Origin of the sequence: Solidesulfovibrio aerotolerans (assembly GCF_009856865.1) — a bacterium.
Taxonomy (GTDB): Bacteria; Desulfobacterota; Desulfovibrionia; order Desulfovibrionales; family Desulfovibrionaceae; genus Solidesulfovibrio; species Solidesulfovibrio aerotolerans.
This window is the reverse complement of the sequence record NZ_WVUD01000014.1, coordinates 1-16,742: the sequence shown is the minus strand read 5'-3', so window position 1 is coordinate 16,742 and position 16,742 is coordinate 1. Positions and strand designations below refer to the sequence as shown.

The 16,742-nt window shown below is 65.7% G+C and carries 14 protein-coding genes and 1 riboswitch; of the genes, 7 read left to right on the top strand and 7 right to left on the bottom strand.

All coding sequences use genetic code 11. The annotated features are described in order from the left end of the window. Positions 1 to 53 precede the first annotated feature (53 nt). Genes GTA51_RS09600 through GTA51_RS09590 form a run of 3 tightly spaced genes read left to right on the top strand, consistent with a single transcriptional unit; the run spans position 54 to position 5,569 of the window. Complete coding sequence (locus GTA51_RS09600; RefSeq protein WP_246198071.1) at positions 54 to 1,766, top strand: glycosyltransferase; 1,713 nt, start codon at positions 54 to 56, stop codon at positions 1,764 to 1,766. Further along, positions 1,763 to 4,414, top strand: coding sequence for a glycosyltransferase (locus GTA51_RS09595; protein ID WP_160960605.1), 2,652 nt, complete (start codon positions 1,763 to 1,765; stop codon positions 4,412 to 4,414). Before GTA51_RS09600 ends, GTA51_RS09595 begins: the two co-directional genes overlap by 4 nt. A gap of 3 nt (positions 4,415 to 4,417) precedes the next feature. Beyond that, a complete protein-coding gene (locus GTA51_RS09590; protein ID WP_160960603.1) occupies positions 4,418 to 5,569 on the top strand; it encodes a cytidylyltransferase domain-containing protein in 1,152 nt (383 codons plus the stop codon). Between the two features lie 587 nt (positions 5,570 to 6,156). On the opposite strand, the gene GTA51_RS09585 is transcribed toward GTA51_RS09590, so the two are convergent. Continuing rightward, positions 6,157 to 7,008, bottom strand: coding sequence for a ribonuclease H-like domain-containing protein (locus tag GTA51_RS09585; protein ID WP_160960601.1), 852 nt, complete (start codon positions 7,006 to 7,008; stop codon positions 6,157 to 6,159). A 226-nt stretch (positions 7,009 to 7,234) separates the two neighbouring features. Here GTA51_RS09585 and GTA51_RS09580 point away from each other — a divergent pair, with 226 nt between their 5' ends. Beyond that, positions 7,235 to 8,221, top strand: coding sequence for an SAM-dependent methyltransferase (locus tag GTA51_RS09580; protein ID WP_160960599.1), 987 nt, complete (start codon positions 7,235 to 7,237; stop codon positions 8,219 to 8,221). A 184-nt stretch (positions 8,222 to 8,405) separates the two neighbouring features. On the opposite strand, the gene GTA51_RS09575 is transcribed toward GTA51_RS09580, so the two are convergent. The 6 genes from GTA51_RS09575 to GTA51_RS09550 all read right to left on the bottom strand — a co-directional run bounded on the left by GTA51_RS09575 (position 8,406) and on the right by GTA51_RS09550 (position 13,210). Next, positions 8,406 to 8,792, bottom strand: coding sequence for a PspC domain-containing protein (locus GTA51_RS09575; RefSeq protein WP_160960598.1), 387 nt, complete (start codon positions 8,790 to 8,792; stop codon positions 8,406 to 8,408). Further along, positions 8,780 to 9,034 (bottom strand): hypothetical protein, encoded by a 255-nt coding sequence (locus GTA51_RS09570; RefSeq protein ID WP_160960596.1) that lies wholly within the window; start codon positions 9,032 to 9,034, stop codon positions 8,780 to 8,782. Before GTA51_RS09570 ends, GTA51_RS09575 begins: the two co-directional genes overlap by 13 nt. A 20-nt stretch (positions 9,035 to 9,054) precedes the next feature. Next, entirely contained in the window at positions 9,055 to 11,103 is a 2,049-nt protein-coding gene (locus GTA51_RS09565; RefSeq protein WP_160960594.1) for a methyl-accepting chemotaxis protein, read from the bottom strand. A gap of 19 nt (positions 11,104 to 11,122) precedes the next feature. Continuing rightward, positions 11,123 to 11,207: riboswitch (cyclic di-GMP riboswitch) on the bottom strand. Between the two features lie 401 nt (positions 11,208 to 11,608). After that, on the bottom strand, positions 11,609 to 11,962 hold the full coding sequence (locus GTA51_RS09560) for a PspC domain-containing protein (RefSeq protein WP_160960592.1): 354 nt from the start codon (positions 11,960 to 11,962) through the stop codon (positions 11,609 to 11,611). After that, positions 11,962 to 12,318, bottom strand: a complete 357-nt coding sequence (locus GTA51_RS20720; RefSeq protein ID WP_211922513.1) for a hypothetical protein — start codon at positions 12,316 to 12,318, stop codon at positions 11,962 to 11,964. Before GTA51_RS20720 ends, GTA51_RS09560 begins: the two co-directional genes overlap by 1 nt. Before the next feature lie 214 nt (positions 12,319 to 12,532). After that, a complete protein-coding gene (locus GTA51_RS09550; RefSeq protein ID WP_160960590.1) occupies positions 12,533 to 13,210 on the bottom strand; it encodes a PspA/IM30 family protein in 678 nt (225 codons plus the stop codon). Between the two features lie 168 nt (positions 13,211 to 13,378). Here GTA51_RS09550 and GTA51_RS09545 point away from each other — a divergent pair, with 168 nt between their 5' ends. The 3 genes from GTA51_RS09545 to GTA51_RS09535 are packed head-to-tail and all read left to right on the top strand — an operon-like array spanning position 13,379 to position 16,379. Beyond that, the gene (locus tag GTA51_RS09545; protein WP_160960589.1) at positions 13,379 to 14,524 is read left to right on the top strand and encodes a sigma 54-interacting transcriptional regulator; all 1,146 of its coding nucleotides are present in this window, start codon (positions 13,379 to 13,381) and stop codon (positions 14,522 to 14,524) included. A gap of 9 nt (positions 14,525 to 14,533) precedes the next feature. Beyond that, complete coding sequence (locus GTA51_RS09540) at positions 14,534 to 15,793, top strand: M16 family metallopeptidase (protein ID WP_160960587.1); 1,260 nt, start codon at positions 14,534 to 14,536, stop codon at positions 15,791 to 15,793. Between the two features lie 19 nt (positions 15,794 to 15,812). Further along, a complete protein-coding gene (locus GTA51_RS09535) occupies positions 15,813 to 16,379 on the top strand; it encodes an O-acetyl-ADP-ribose deacetylase (protein WP_160960585.1) in 567 nt (188 codons plus the stop codon). Positions 16,380 to 16,742 lie beyond the last annotated feature (363 nt).

Below are 16,742 nucleotides of genomic sequence, written 5' to 3'. Positions count from 1 at the left end.
CAGCCGTAAGCCCCCTGGCGACGCCCGGTGGTTTTGCGCCGGTTCGTTAGCCCTTGTGCGGAAAAAGCACCCCCAGCCTGCCCATGGCCACCCGGATACGCACCATTTGCCTCATTCACTGTTCCCTGGCCGGGGCTTTTGCCGGCCTTGGCCTGACAGTCACGTCCCTTGACCCGCCCGCCGGCACGGCCAGCCTGCCAAGCCTGCTGGCCGATCTGCCCGAACCGCCCGACTGCGTCATCCACCAGGAACACCTGGGCAAGCGCTTTATCCTCACCGATATCGACGCCGCCCCCTGCCCCACGATTTTTTGGGCCTGCGACCCCCATCTCAACTTCTTCTGGCAGCGCCACTACGCCTGCCAGTTCACGGCCACAGCCAGCACCCAGCCGCAACTGACGCAAGCCTTTGCCGCCTCCGGAGCCGCGCACACCGCCTGGATCACCTGGCACGGCCACAAGCGCCCCTTTATTCCCTTTGCCCGCCGCCGCAACACCCTGGCCTTTGTCGGGCGCCTCACCCCCAACCGCCGCCGCCGCCAGTGGTTTGCCGACCATCTGGCCGCTTACGGCCTCGTCCCCAGCCAGGCAGCCTACGGCGAGGCCATGGCCGCCGTGTACGACGACGCCCGCCTCGCCCCCAACGAGTGTATCGCCGGCGAAGTCAACCAGCGCCTGTTCGAGGCCGCCGGCAGCGGCTGCCTGCCGCTGTCCGAACGCACCCCCGAGGGCGTGGCCGAACTGTTCGTCCCGGACCGCGAAGCCCTTTATTACGACGACGTGCTCGAACTCGACGGACAGCTGGCCTTTGCCGCCGCCCATCCCGGGGTCATCGAAAAAATGGCCCAGGCCGCCCACGCCGCCGTGGGGCAACGCCATCTGGCCGAGCACCGCGCCGCCGCCCTGCTGGCCCTGGCCGGGCAGGCCGCCAACGCCCCGGGCAGTCCGGCCACCGGGCCGGACGCTGCCGCTGCCACGGCACTCACCCTCTTTGCACTTTTTCGCAGCGACCAGATGGCCCTGCCCCAGGCCGCTGTCTGGGAACGGCTGGCAGGGGCACCCATCACCCCGGCCGTGGCGGCCGCCATGCTCCGTCTGGCCGGCCAGACAGGCCAGCGGCCGGCCCTGGCCCATCTGGCCGGCCTGTGCCTGGGCCGACCAGAACTGGCCGGCGACGTCCAGACCGCTGCCGCCGCCTGTCTGGCCTGCTGCCGCCTCAACGACCTGGAAGGGGCCAGACGGGCCTACGCCGCCTATGTGGGCGCGGCCGGCAAGACCCGGGCCGCCCGGCTGGATACCCATTACGACTATCTGGTCTTTTTCGCCGCCGCCCTGGAGGGCAAAGGCCACGGCGGGGCTCCGGGGATGGTCTTTGACCCGGATCAACATGTGCCTGAAAACGCAGTGGAATGTTTGCAGGCAGCCAAACTCCTGCGCCCCGACGCCCTGGAAGCCGACCGCCGGCTGGCGGCTGTGCTGCGCCGCCGGCCCGGAACCCAGGCCGAGCGGGTGGGTTTGCTGTCCACCCTGTCGCTGTATCGCCGCAACGACTGGTCGCTGGGCCTGGAACTGGGGCTGACCAATCTGCACGCCTTTCGCCGCGAGCCCGGCATCGAGGAAGCCATCATCGCCGCCGAAGCCGCCGCCGCCCAGGGGCAGCTCGACCGCTTCTCCCGCCGGCTGGCCCAGGCCGACCCGGCCGGACGGCTGCGCGCCGCCCTGCTGCAACACGGCATCCATGTGCCTGATCCCGGGATCATTCCATGAGCCGCGCCCTTCGCGTCGTCCATTTTTCGCGCACCCCGCTGGCCGGCATGCCCGTGCGTCTGGTGCGCGCGCTCACCCGCCACGCCGGCATCGAAGCCCGGCTGGTGGATGCCAGCCGCTTCGGCCTTTTCGGCCAGGACGTGGTCTTTGACGAAACCCCCGAACTGGCCCAGGCCCTGGCCGAGGCCGCCGATATCATCCATCTGCACAACTATCTGGGCCTTGGCTCCACAGCCTTTGCCCCCATCGATTTTGCTGCCCTGGCCCGCCGGGGGGCGGCCGTCGTGCGCCAGTTCCACAGCACCCCCGAACTGGTGGCCGGGACCATGGGTATCCCCGTGGCCGAACTGCTGGCCGACCCCCTGCCCGCCCTGGTCATCGCCCAATATCCCGAGCGGCTCTATCCCAACGCCCTGGTGGTGCCCAATTTCGTGCCCGAAGACGAAGCCGACTACCAGCCCGGCGACGGCCCCCCGACCGTGGACGTCTTTTTCAGCCACACCAAGGCCACCGGAGCTTTTGAGGATCGCTGGAACACCAAGGGCGCGCCGGAAACCCTGGCCCTGTTGGCGGACCTCGCCCAAAAGCACACCCTGGCCCGCGACTGCGTCTGCGGCCTGCCCCTGGCCCAGGCTCTGGCCCGCAAACGCCGGGCCAGACTCGTCATCGACGATCTGGCCAGCGGCAGCTACCACCTGACCGGCCTGGAAGGGCTGGCCATGGCCAAACCGACCCTGTCCTTTCTCGACGGCCGCTGCCTGGAACTGCTGGCCGCCTTTGCCGGCACGTCCCGCTGCCCCTTTGTCAATGTGCGTCTGGAAGATGCCGGTGCGGCCATTGCGGCGCTGTTGGACGATCCCGCCGCTGCCGCCGCTGTCGGCTGGGCCGGGCGGGACTGGCTGCACGCCCATTGGAGCGCCAAGACCCGGGTGGCCTTTTACGTCGAAGCCTATGAGCGGCTCCTGCGCGACCCCGGGAGCGTGCGCCGCCAGCCGGCCTTGTCCCTGGATCGGCCGGCAACCCGCTTTTTCGCCGCCGCCCTGCCCGAAGCCGTCAATCTGGCCCGCCGCCAGCGCCATCTGGCGGCAACCGGCCACCCAGGCCCGCCCTTTGCCTCGGGCCGGGACTTTCTCCCTTGGCGCACTTCCCGCAAAAGCCATTTTGCCGCGTTTACCCCGCCGCCGCCGCTGGCCTTTCGCGACGCCGGCCTGGCTGATCTCAAATACTACCAGCATCTGCTCGCCTGGCAGGTGCTCACGGCCTCCCTGCCCGACGGGGCCAGGGTGCTGGAAATCGGCGGCGGCGTCGCGCGCCTGGGCCACGCCCTGGCCGCACGCTTTGACTATACCAACCTCGATCCCCTGGCCGGCTGCGGCAGCGGCCCCACCAGCGCCCCGGCCGAATACCCCGGCCGGCTGGTGCGGGCCGCCCTGGGGGAATTTTCCAGCGCCTTGGCCAACGCCTCCTTTGACGCCGTCTTTTCGGTCTCAGCCCTGGAGAATGTGCCCGACGACCCGGACGGCTGGCGCGACCTGACGGCCGATCTGGCCCGGCTGGCCCGGCCCGGGGGTTTGCATCTGCATCTGTTCGACGTGGTGGCCAGACCGGACGGCCCCTGGACCTGCGGCTTTCTGCCCTATCTGCTGGCCCGGCTCGGCCGGCGCGACGAACTGATTCCATTTCACGAAATTGCCGCCGATCCCGACTGGCACCACCTGTCCCAGGCCGCCTATGAGCGCAACTGGCTGCCGGTCACCGGCGTCCCCTTTGCCGCCTTCGGCCGGGCCTTTTCCTGGAATCTCTTTTTCACCGCCCAAGAACTGCCGCCGGATCTGCCCGAGGCTCCCGGCCATGCCCCGGCCGTCCATCTGGCCCGCGACGCCACCCGCAGCCTGGGGCTGCCCGAAATCCTTTTGCGCCAGCCCTTGCCGGCCATGTGCCTCGTTACGCCGTCACTCAATCAGGCCCCGTTTCTGGCCGCCGCCCTGGACAGCGTCCTGTCGCAAAACTACCCGGCCCTGTCCTATCTGGTCCTCGACGGCGGCAGTTCCGACGGCTCCCAGCGCCTTATCCGCAGGGTTTCGCACCATCTAAGCGCCTGGCGCAGCCGGCCCGACGCCGGCCACTACCCGGCCGTGGCCGAAGGCTTTGCCGCCCCCGCCGCTGCCCCGGCCACCCTTTTGGGCTGGCTCAACGCCGACGATCTGCTCCATCCCCAGGCGCTTTTTAAAATCGCCGATGCCTTCCTGGCCGCTCCCGACACCCGCTGGCTCACCGGCCGCCCCACCGCCTACGACGCGGCAGGCCAGGTCACCTGGGTGCGCCCGGATCTGCCCCGCTGGACCCCGGAGATCTTCTACGGCGGCGATTTCCGGGCCTTTATCCAGCAGGAGAGCACCTTTTTCAGTCGTGAACTGTGGCAGGCCGCCGGGGCCGCCTTTGACCCGGATTTTCCCCTGGCCGGCGACTTTGACCTGTGGCTGCGGTTTTTTAAACACACCCCGCTGGTCACCATCGACCGACTGCTCGGCGGCTACCGGCAGCACGGCAGCAACCGGGCCATCCTTTGCCGCGACCAGTACCTGCGCGAGGTCCACCAAAGCCTCACCCGCCATCGGCCTTTTTTCTGCCCGTCCAAGGAGTCGTAAATCATGCGTATCGGAGCCCTGGTCCCGGCCCGGATGGGGTCCAAACGCCTGCCCGGCAAAAACATCACCGAACTGGCCGGCAAGCCGCTGCTCTGCTGGACGCTGGACGTGCTGCTTGAAAGCGGTGTTTTTTGCGATGTCACCGTGTCCACCGAAAGTCCGGTCGTGGCCGGGCTTGTGCGCAGCCGCTACCCGGGGTCCAGCGTCTCGGTCCTTATGCGCCCAGACTCCCTGGCCGGCGACGACTCCCCCCTGACCCAGGTGGCCGAGCACTACCAGGACAATCGCCCCGATCTTGACTGGTGCGGCCTTTTTATGCCCACCTTCCCCTTTCGCCGCTGCGACCGCCTGCGCGAAGCCGCCGCCGCCATCCACACCGGCTACCCCCTGCGCGTCCAGGCCGTTCGCCCCGAACAATACTGGGACCGCGACTACTATTATCCGACCGACGGCGGCTATGCCCCGGTCTTTGCCGGCTTCCCCAATCTGCTGCGGTTTTCCTCCACCAGCTACATGCTCTGGCGGCGCGAAACCCCGAACTGCCACGCCATGTACCTGGGCTACCGCCTGGGCGAACGCGAATACCGCCTCGATATCGGACTGCCGGAAACCATCGATATCGACACCGCCGCCGATCTGGCCCTGGCCCAAAAAATCCAGGCCGGAGCCAGCTACCGCCAAACGCCCCTCGCCACCCACACCATCGGTCCCTGGTTCGTGCAAACTCCCCTTGGGACCGACCCCGAAGCTTTCCTGGACTGGCTCGGCCCCAAAGCCCTGGCTGATCCGGGCCAACCGCCGCAGGTGCTCCAGAAACCCGCCCCACCCCTGTTTACCGCCCGCCTCGTCAGCGATCTGCCCGAACTCCATTTCCTAAACCCCACGGCCCAGGACCACACCTGGTCGCCGCGCTACATCGCCACCGCCAATACCGCCCACTGCCTGCCCGTCTACCAACACAGCCCCTGCTGGCGCGTCATCGCCCGCGATTCGCCGCTGCACCAGCCGCCAACACCCGTCGACCGCAGCAACCTCGGCTCACCCATCGACGCTGCCAGCTGCCTGATCCCAGCCCAGCGGGTGCGGTTTCTGGAGGGCACGGACGGGATGGAGCGCGAGGCGTTTTATCAGGGAGCGTATGTGGTTGGAGAGTGAGTGTGTGACGGAAGGAAGGAAAGAGAATCGGGGCTTTGCCCCGAACCCCACCGGGGGGATGATCCCCCCGGACCCCTGCGATGGGGTGTGGCAAGCGGGTGGCGACTGGGTTGGTTGACGGGTGCGGGTGCGGGCAGGAGATGGGGTCTGGGATTTGGCGGTTGGTTCCGGCCGGAAGCCGACCGGAACCAACCGCCAAATCCCAGACCCCAGCGCGCCAGCGGCCCGGAGGGCCGCATTTTCTGAAGTGAATTCAAGCTTGTTCGTGAGAATATGCTTTGTAATAGCGAGCCTGTCTTTTGCTTTTCCCGGGCGAACCGGTTGGTCGCAATTGGGGCCGCCGTGCTCCCCGCGCTTCGCGGGGAGTGTCGGCGGCCCCAATTGCGACCAACCATGCGGCGCAGCCGCCAGCGCTCACGCGCCCCAGAATCTTCACCCGCTCCCACCCCCGCAGCAGCCCCTTCCCCCGTCCATACCCTGCGCCCCAATCGGGGGGTCCGGGGGGATCATCCCCCCGGCGGAGAGGGTAAGGCAGAGGCAGAGCCTCTCCTGGTGGGGTCTGGGGCAACGCCCCAGTCTTCTCTTCCCTAGCGTCCCCAGCCGCCGCCGGGGCGGCGTTCGTGCCAGACGCGGCGCAGCACGTCGGCATCGGGGCGGTGCGGATTGTCGCCGGGGGCGGGGATGGGCAGGCTGTGTGTTGCGGCAAAGGGGGTTTTGCCGACCAGTTCGTTTATGGCGTGGGCCAGCAGCACGGGCAGGGCCAGGACATCGGCGGCGTTGTAGGCGAGAAGTGTTTCCAGGACGGCCGGGTGGCCGTGGCGGGCGTATTCGCGCCACAGGAGTACGGCCAGGTAGCCATCGGCTCCGGTCAGATCGCCGCGATCCACGCCGTAGCGTTCCTCGCATTTTTTAAGGCCCCCTTTGACGCCGATGCCGCATAAGACGTTTCGCAGATCGATATGGGCTTTGGGGAGTCTGGCACCGAGGTGGGAGGTGAGGATGGGCGCGTCGAAGCAGCGGCCGTTGAAGGTGACGAGGACTTTGCTGGCGGTGATATCGGCCACGAAATCGTGAAGATTTTTGCCGTGGGCGTAGGTGCGGGCGCAATTTATGCCGTCGTAGAAGGCCACGGCAGTGACTTCGTTTTGGGGCGTGCCGTCGGTTTCGATATCAACGCAGGCGAGCTGGTCGCGAAAATCGTAGAACAGCCGCCAGGCTTCGGCCGGGGGCAGGCGGCTGGCGAACCAGTCGGCGTCTGCGGCGTCCAGGCGCTCTTTGGAGGCGAGCAGTTCGTCGCGCCACAGGGGGACTTTGACGGAAGCCAGGGGCGGTTGCGGGGCATTGAGGAAATCGTCCCAGGTCAGGATGCCGGCGGCCCACAGGCGGCGTTCGGTGGACGGGCCAAGGCCGGGAAGGTGCAGGAAGGTATGGTTGAGCACGCCGGGTCGAGTACGCTTTTTTAGAGTGCTTCTCAACTGGTTGGCGGCCAGGGGATCGGGCCTGGGTGCCCAGGCGGGGGAGACGTCATTTTACAGGCGTTTGCAACGGGTTGGGCGGCGCTGGTCGGGCGAGGGCGGCAACGACGGCATTAATTCTGCATAGGTTACGCTGACCCGGCTTTTTTTTCCGTCGGGCTCGGACCGATTATTTCAGGAAGGAGCGCTCATGACGCGACCCATTGACGCCGCATCCACTTCGTCGCGCAAGGTTATCCCGGCCGGCGGTCGCCAGGAAACCATTATTGCCCGGGAACTCTATCGAACCGGTTCGTTGCGGGCGGATTTCGAGCGTCTGGCCAATCCGGCCACGCCCATGGCCGACGCCGATATCTTAAGCTTTTTACTCAAGTATTTCCACGCTTGCCTCTATCCAGGCTCCCAGGATCATGCGGTGAAGCTGGCGGAAATCAGCACGCTGCTGGGCCAGTTTTACGACTTGTGGAGCGAAGAATCGGCGGAACAGGACCTGCCCCTGGCTGGCGCGTACAGCGCTTTTCCCATGCGGATGCTGGCCGATCTGCCGCGAACGGCTCATATTTTCCGGTCCGTGGCCAACCGGCCCTTGCCGCCGGATATGGTGCAAGACCCGTTTCTGGGATTGGATCTGGGCACGGGTAGCGGCATCATTTTGGCGGCGGCCTGGTTTCAGGCCAAGCGCAACGGCGCGGCCCGCACGCGGCTGATCGGGGTGGAGCTTGATCCTGTCCTCGGCGCGCGCACGGGAGAACTGCTCCAATCGCTGGGCATTGGCGAAGTGATCGTGGCCGATGCCCGTGAACCGGCGCTGTATGCCGGTTTGCCGGACGGCCAGCTGGCTTTTGTAGGCAACGAGAATGTGCCGGCTCCCAAGGCCCGGCTGTCGGCCGAACCGTTCAGCCAGATTCATGCGGCGCTGTTTTCGGCTTTGTCGCCGCGCCTTAAAAAGACCATTTTTTTCCCGGAAGCCCTGGTGGTGCGCGACCGCGATGCCGAACTTGACGTGGTCCTGTCAAAAAACAACCGCTTCCAACTGCCCCGGCACTTCCGGGCCTTGCGGCCCAAGCCCCGGGCCATCGTCATCGAAGGACGCCTGACCAAGCTGTGGCAGGTGGGCAAGGATTTCCGGGAGCATGTCCCGGAAAGTTGGCTGGCGCAGATGCCGGGACGCTGGTAGCCGGCCGGTCACTGTGATTACTGCGGCCGGGCGCGGGGAGAGTCCCCTGCGCCCGGCTTTGTTGCGTTTGGGGTGCGCTTGGGAGCGGTGGCAGGCAATTTGCCGAGGGATCAGGGGGGGCGCGCTCGGGCGCGGTTGGGGGCTTGCCCCGGCGCTCCCGATGGTTGCGCCGGGGCAAGCGTGGTCAGGACCGGTGCAGGCGGCGGTCGAAGTCGTATTCGCGGGAGGTGACGTGGTCTTCCAGGCGGCGCACCCGGCGCTCAAGCTGCTCGAAACGGCGCTTGACCCGGGCCAGGGCGTTTGTACGCGAGGCCACGTAGTCGTCGTAAAAGGCGCGCTCCTCGTCGGAATCCGGGGCCAGCACGGGTTCAGGCTTGATGACGAAACCGGCGATCAAATAGGCGGCGATCATGGGCCACAGGCCGGTAAACGGGGCCAGGGCGACCACGGCCAGACGCACGGCCCCGGTGGGCACGTCGAGAAAGGTTGCCAGCCCTTTGCACACGCCCAGAACCATGCCGGAGCGCGAGCGGTAGAGCTTTTGCCAATCGAGTTCGCTTAGGTGTCGCATGGCCCGTCTCCCTTGGCCCGGGAATCCAGGACCAGGGCTTCCAAGGTCTCGACCCGGGCTTCCAGGCGGCCCAGGCTGCGGTGGATTTCTTGGAGAAGTTGGGCTTCTTCGGGATCATTGCCACGCACAGACGGCGCGGCTGGCCGCACCAGGCGCACGCCAAGCAATAAGATGACACCAAGGATGATCAGGCCGATCAGCGTGGCCCCGGCCGTGACCAGAACCGAAAGAAATCCCATCATGTGCGTCCTTTGGGACGGGATCAGGCAAGGGCTTTTCCCGACCCCTCGTTTTGCATGTCGAGCACAAGCCCGTGCAGATTCTTGGCCTGCCCGGCCAGACTGTCCACGGCGTCGGCAGACGCGTGCATGGCCTGGGCGGTTTCGCCGGAAATACGGTTGATGCGATCCACGGTGCGACCGATCTCTTCGGCCGCAGCGGACTGTTCCTCGGCCGCAGTTGCAATGGAGCGTACCTGATCGGCCACGACTTCGACAAGTCCGACGATGGCTGTCAGGGCTTCGCCGGAGCGGCGGGCCATGGTGGTGGCGGCCTCGACGTTTTGCACGGCCTTGTCAAATCCGGCCACATTTTGCTGGGTGCCGTCCTGGATGCCCTTGATGGCCGCGCCGACTTCCTTGGTGGCGGCCATGGTCTTTTCGGCCAGCTTGCGCACTTCGTCGGCAACCACGGCAAACCCGCGCCCGGCATCGCCGGCCCGGGCGGCTTCAATGGCAGCATTCAAGGCCAGCAGATTGGTCTGGTCGGCGATATCGGAAATAACGTCCATGATGGCCCCGATGCCTTCGGCCTTTTGCCCAAGCGCGCCCATGTCGTCTTTGAGCGTGCGGGCCTGATCGGCCACGGTGGCGATGCCCTTGACCACGGCATCGACCACGGCCGCCCCTTCCTCGGCCTTGGTGCGGGCGGCGTCGGCGGAATCGGCGGCCTGGGAGGCGTTCTTGGCCACCTCCAACACGGTGGAATTGAGCTGATCCATGGAACCGGCGGCTTCGGCCACCTGCTTTGACTGGTCCTCGGCCCCCCGGCTGGATTGTTCGATCTGGGCGGCCAGCTGCTCAGACGAGGCAGTCACCGCCTCGACCACGCTCTCGATGCGCCCGGCCGCATGGATCATGCCCTCGACCTTGGCATTTTCGGCCATCCGGCAGGCTTCGTCGGCCTTGGCCGCCTCGGCCCGGGCGCGCTGGGCCTCTTCCTCGGCCAGTTCCTTGGCCTGGGCCACTTCATCCATACGGCAGCGGATGTCGCCGGCCATGGCCGTAAGCGCCTTGGCCAGGACGCCGGTTTCGTCCTTGCGGGAGACGTCCAGGACCTGGTTGGTTTCCCCCTTGGACACGGCCCGGGCGAACGCCATGCAGGCCAAAAGCGGTCTGGTCAGCACACGCGCAAACAGCCAGGACAGAACGGCAAAGACGACCATGCTGCCCAGGCCAGCCAGCCCGATCTGCAAAATGATTGCGTCGCGAGCGGCCAGGGCTTCGGTGATGTCCAGGCCGATAAACACCATGCCTACGATGGTTTCGCCGTTTTTAAGCGGTTCGTAGGCGGTGCGAAATTCGCGGCCAAAAATGCGGTTTTCACCAAAAAAGGTTTTCCCCTGCCGCAGGACGGCTTCCAGGATGGCCTGATTGTCGAGTTTGGTGCCAACGGCCCGTTTGCCATCGATCAGAAGGGAGGTGGAAACGCGGGTGTCGCCGAAAAATATCGTGGCCTCGGCCCCGAGATCCCTTTTGACGCTGTCCACCAGGGCGGTATTGTTGGCCACGTCCTGGCCGATGATGACCACACCGACGACGACGCCGTCTTTTTTGACCGGAGCGTAGGCGCGCAGGGAGAAACCCACGGTGTTGCCGGGCTCGAACAGGCTGACGGACTCCCCGGCCAGGGCGCGTTTGATGCCTTCCTGGTTGCCGATGTTGTCCCCGGCCTTGTCCGTATGCGCCCGGGCGACCACCGTGGCCTTGGCGTCGGTGAAAACGACCAGATCGACTTTGCCGCCGGACAGAACCATTTGTCCCAATTCGCGCAGGCGGTCGGCATTGCCGGCCAGGATGGCGTCAACAATGGTTGGCCGCGACGCCTGGGTGCGGGCCATGTCCAGATAGGTGTCCTTGTAGTCCCCAACTTGGCGATTGAACACATTGAGATAACTGCGGACAGCCTGGCTGGTAATGGCCTTGTATCCGTTGCGCACGCTGCTAAAGGCAACGCACTGGATGATGGCCACGGTCGCGACGACTGAAGCAATGACCAAGGTCATGACTTTGGTCGAGATGGAAACCCGCATGACGTCCCCCTCGGTGTTGCCCAGCGGCCCGGCTGTCTCGGGACAAACGTCCGAGACCCGTGGCTTTCCGGACCTGCCTCACGGCAGGGGTGGCCTTATTGGTATCTGTCTGTCTAACAACACCGCACAAAGGACGCAAGTGTCAGTTTAACTGTGTAATTATTCCCCACACTATCTCTTGTTACATGAACATTGACCGCCTTTGCAGCAGGATTTTACAAGCATGTATCTGTTCTGTTGCAGAAGATGTTGCGGGATTCATCCGCTTTTTTACCTGGCGTTGTTTTATTATTTCCCGTCGCAAAGCCCTCTAGCGGCTTCGATCCGGGGTACAACCGCCAGCGCCAACACCTTTTCAGCGACACGCCCTTGCAGTGCCACCTCTGGATTTCGTCTGCCGTTCCTGTCCATGCTCGTTCTTTTTTTCACTATTTTATACCCTATTATCAACGCCTCTCCTTACTTTTTAGTTCCTATCATCACAATATCCTGGGCCGTGACGGCTTCACGACCGCCGCAGACGCCGGTCAAAATCATATTCCCGCGAAGTTACATGGGATTCAACCTGGGCGATGCGTGCGTCAAGATCCCTGGCCCGGCGGGACAGCTTGCCCACTGCGCGGTGCAGACGCCCGGAGGTCTCGCCATCGACCGGCTCCAACCGCATAAGCAGAGCACCGGCCAGATAGCCCAGCACGCCCACCCAGCCCGTGGCCACGCACAACACCACCGTAAAAGCCCGCACCACCAGCACCGGCAGGCCCAGGTAACCGGCCAGTCCCCGGCATACGCCCAGGACCAGTCCCCGACGCGAACGGTACAGCCGTCGGCCGGAAGAAGTCGTTTCGCTCTGTCTCATTATTGGCCTCTCTTGCCGGGATATCCCGACTGCGGGGGTTGTGTATCGTTGGCGCCATAACTCCCGGGATGCCGGGAATCCCGATCAGACGCGCCCGGGCTGCCCGAACGCCGGGCAGCCCCCCTGTTTGGGCCGGACGTGCCCGGCAGCAGGGTTTCCAGATTGTCCATCCGTTCTTCCAGCCGGACCAGCGTCTTTTGGACGTCTTCCAGGACAGCCAGAGCCTCGGCGTCCTCGGCGCTGCGGCTGCGGGTGTCGCGGCGGCGCAGTTCGTAAAGGGCGACAATGGCCACGACCACCAGCAGCACTTTGATGATGCCCGGCACGTGGCCGATATAGAGGGTAGGTTCCAACACGTTGCGTCCTTATCATTGTCTCGCTTGGCCGGGACGGCGGCAACGCCGTCACCGCAACCGTTTTGGAGGAGCCGGGGCTTGTGCTCACCCCGGCGGCCGGAGCAACGCCGTTCCCCCTTAACCCCTTGCCTTCCAGGAGGGATTCCAAAGGGGTCACCCCTTTGGCCGCCGGAGACTCTTCTGCCTTCTTCTCTCTCGCGCCCCCGTGCGCCCCTTAGCCAACCCGCTTGGCCTTTATACGAGCCAGTTCGCGTTCGACGTCGTCGTCGGCGGCCAGGCGGTCAAAGCGGGCGTCCAGGCTGTCGCCCTGGGCCGGGCGGCGCGAGGTCGCGGTTCCGGCCAGTTCGGCTTCGGCTTCCATACGCTCGATGCGGTTTTCAAATTCCTCGAAACGGCGCAGGGCGTCGGCGGAATCGACCCGGGAGACGTCTTCGCGCATGCGCTTTTTGCCGGTGGCGCGCAGATGGCGGGCCAGCAAGGTGCGCTGGCGTTCCTTGGCCGAAACGAGCTTGTCCTCCAGGGTGGCGATGTCGTCGCGGCAGGCTGCGACCAGCCCTTCCACGGCGGCCAATTCCCCGGCCACAACATCGGCCCGGGCTTCAATGTCGCGCTTTTCCAAAAGCGCTTCCCGGGCCAGATCCTCGCGGCCCTTGTCCACGGCCAATTCGGCCTTTTGCCCCCACCGCCCGGCCCGTTCGGCCAGCGCGCCGTGTTCGCGGGCGATCTTGGCGGCCTGGGCCATGGTGCGGGCGCAATCGGCCTTGAGTTCGACCAGCGTCTCCTCCATCTCCTGGATCATGAGCCGAATGAGCTTTTCCGGCTCTTCAGCCTTGTCGAGCATGGCGTTGATGTTGGAATGGATGATGTCTCTGAAGCGGCTGAAAATTCCCATGGCGTTCCTCCGTGCCGCAGACTGTGCGGCCATGCCGGCCAGTAAAGCAGAGAGCGTGCCAAATAAGAGACGGTGTTATTTTAGGTGGTTGGCGCAGAGTGGCCGGGTTATCGTTGCGCATTGCGCCAACTATTGGCATATTCCGCTGCAAGAGAGGTCAAATTCGCCATGGCACCCGACGCACCCTGGCTCGCCGAAGCACTCGGACAGTCCGACGCCTTCCTCGGCTTTATGGAAGACGTCGGCCGCGCCGCAGTCGTTGACCGGCCGGCGCTGCTTATCGGCGAACGCGGCACCGGCAAGGAGCTGGCCGCCGCGCGCCTGCACTACCATTCCCCACGCTGGGAAGGCCCCTATGTGCCGGTCAATCTGGCCGCCCTGCCGCGAACACTCATCGAAGCCGAACTCTTCGGCCACGAAGCCGGAGCATTCACCGGAGCGCTTAAACGCCGCCCCGGACGCTTTGAAACCGCTGATGGCGGCACGCTGTTTCTCGACGAACTCCAAGCCGCGCCCGTGGCTGTGCAGGGCAAGCTCCTGCGGGCCGTGGAATACGGGTCCATCGACAGGGTGGGGGCCAGCCAGCCCGTGGCCGTGGATGTGCGCATCGTTGCCGCCGTCAACGTCGATCCCCGCGAACTGGTGCGCCGTGGCCGCCTGCTGCCCGATCTGCTTGACCGGCTGGCCTTTTCCGTGCTGTTCGCCCCGCCGCTGCGCCACCGCCACGGCGATATCCCCTATCTGGCCGAACGCTTTGCCGCCCGTTTTGCCGCCGCCATCGGCCGCCCCGAGCCGCCCACCTTCTCCGACGCCGCCCAGGCCGCCCTCGCCGCCCACCCCTGGCCCGGCAACATCCGTGAACTCAAAACCGTCGTCGAACGCGCCGTGCTCCATACCACCACCGCCCGCATCGACCACATCACCCTCGACCCCTTCGCCCACCCCCACGCCCCCCTCCCCTTACCCCACTTCTCCCATTCGGGGGGTCCGGGGGGATCATCCCCCCGGCCGCCGGAGGCCTCTTCTCTCTTCTCTTCTACTCCCCTCCCCCCAACCCACTTTTTCCCTTCAAGGGGGTCCGGGGGGGATTATCCCCCCCGGCCGCCAGAGGCATCTTCTCTTTCTTCTCCTATTCCCCTCACCTGGACCGAAGCCGTCGCCGCGTTCGAGATTGATCTGCTGGCCGGTGCCCTGGTCCGGGCCGGTGGCAATCAGCGCAAGGCGGCCGCACTTCTTGGTCTGACCTATCACCAGATGCGGGGCCTATATCGCAAGTATGCCGCCGCTCTTGACGCCGCGTCCAAAGCCCCGTAGCCCCAGGCCATGCGCCAAACTACCGAATTTGACAGCCACTCCCGCGTCACCCGCCTGCCAAACGGCGTACGCGTCGTCACCGAACGCATGCCCGAGTCCAAGACCATCAGCCTTGGCCTGTGGATCGAAGCCGGCTCGCGCCACGAAGCCCCGGGCCAGGAAGGCATGGCCCACCTTATGGAGCACATGGCCTTTAAAGGCACCACCCGGCGCGACGCCCTGACCATTGCCAAGGAACTCGACACCCTGGGCGGCCTGTCCAACGCCTTTACCTCCCGTGAGGCCACCTGTTTTTATATCCGGGTCATGGACGCCCATCTGGCCCGCGCCTTTGATATCTTAAGCGATATCGTCCTCAATCCGCTTATCGACCCCGAGGAACTCGGCCGCGAACAGGCCGTTATCCTGCAAGAAATTTCCATGGTCGAGGAAACGCCCGAAGAAAAGGTCCACGAGGATTTCTGGGCCGCTGCCTGGGAAAACGCCGCCCTGGCCCATTCCATCACCGGCACGCCGGCCTCGGTCTCCGCCGTCACAGCCGCCTCCCTGGCCCAGTGGCGACGCAGCCACTACCGCCCCGATGCCATAACCGTAGTGGCCGCCGGTGCCATCGACCATGCGGCGCTCACCGATCTGGCCGACGCCGCCTTCGGCTCGCTTGCCGCCGTAACCAGCACACCGACCAAGCCGGCCGGCCTCTACACGCCGCCCAAAATCGCCCTGCGCCGCGATTGGGAACAAAACCACGTCATCCTGGCCTACCCGTCCGTGGGCAACTCCAGCCCCGACCGCTTCATCCACACGCTGCTGGCCACGCTGCTTGGCGGCAACATGTCCTCGCGCCTGTTTCAGGAAGTGCGCGAAAAACGCGGGCTGGCCTATTCCATCTACGCCGGCGTCAACGGCCTGGCCGACACCGGACTGCTGGAAATCCAGGCCGCCGTGGACCCGGAGCGCACCGGCGAACTCCTCAAAGTCGTCGCCGCCGAACTGGCCGCCGTGGCCGACGGAGCCGTGGCCGCCGAGGAACTCGACCACACCCGCGAGCACCTAAAAGGGCTGCTCTATCTTGGCGCGGAATCCACCGAAAACCGCATGATGCGGCTGGCTCGCAACATTTTGCTGTTTCATCGCCACATTCCCATCGAGGAAACCGCCGCCGCCCTGGATGCCGTGACCGTGGCCGACGTGGCCGACGCCGCCCGGACCGCCTTCACCCAGCCCAATACCGGTCTGTGCATCATGGGACCAACCGCCGCCCTTCCCTAGCCGCCCTTTGGAGGCCCCCATGCCCCAATCCGCCAGCTTCGCCCTCGGCCCCGGAACGCTGCGCCTCATTGAAGGCGATATCACCCTTGACGACGCCGACGCCATCGTCAACGCCGCCAATGCCGCCCTGGCCGGCGGCGGCGGCGTGGACGGAGCCATCCACCGCGCCGCCGGACCAAAACTGCCCGCCGCCTGCCGCGAAATTATCGCCCAAATCGGCCACCTGCCGGCCGGCGGGGCCGTCATCACCCCCGGCTTTGAGCTGCCCGCCCGCTTTATCATCCACACCGTCGGCCCCATCTGGCGCGGCGGCAATCAGGGCGAACCCGAAGCCCTGCGCTCGGCCTATGCCGCCTCCCTGGCCCGGGCCGCAGAGAACAACCTTTCCACCATCGCCTTCCCGGCCGTGTCCACCGGCGTCTACGGCTATCCCGTGGAACTGGCCGCGCCCATCGCCCTTGGCACCATGGCCGAGGCGCTTATGGCCGGGGCAGTGGCCGAAATACGCCTCTATCTGCACGGCAGACACGCCTTCGACCTCTGGCGTTGTGCGGCAGACGATTTATTTGGTGAAATTACGCGGTAGGTGCCTCCGGCGGCTGGGGCTTTGCCCCAGACCCCACCAGGGCTCTGCCCTGGTGGGGTCTGGGGGATGATCCCCCCGGACCCCCCGGTATGGGGTTAGGCACGCGGGGGCGGGTTGGGTTGGTGGGCGTGGGCGTAGAGAGAATGGTTGTTGGATTTTGGGGTGCCGGGCCACTCGCGGAAGCCGCGACCGGCCCGGCACCCCAAAATCCAACAATCAACTCGCCAGCGGCCCCGAAGCGGGGCCGCATTTTCTAAAGTCGAGAGCGACAACTTTTCTGAAGCAATTGACCAAGCCGCATGAAAACGGCGACAGGACCAATCAAACATCCCCCCATAAAAAGTTTTTGGGGAAGGTGGGGGT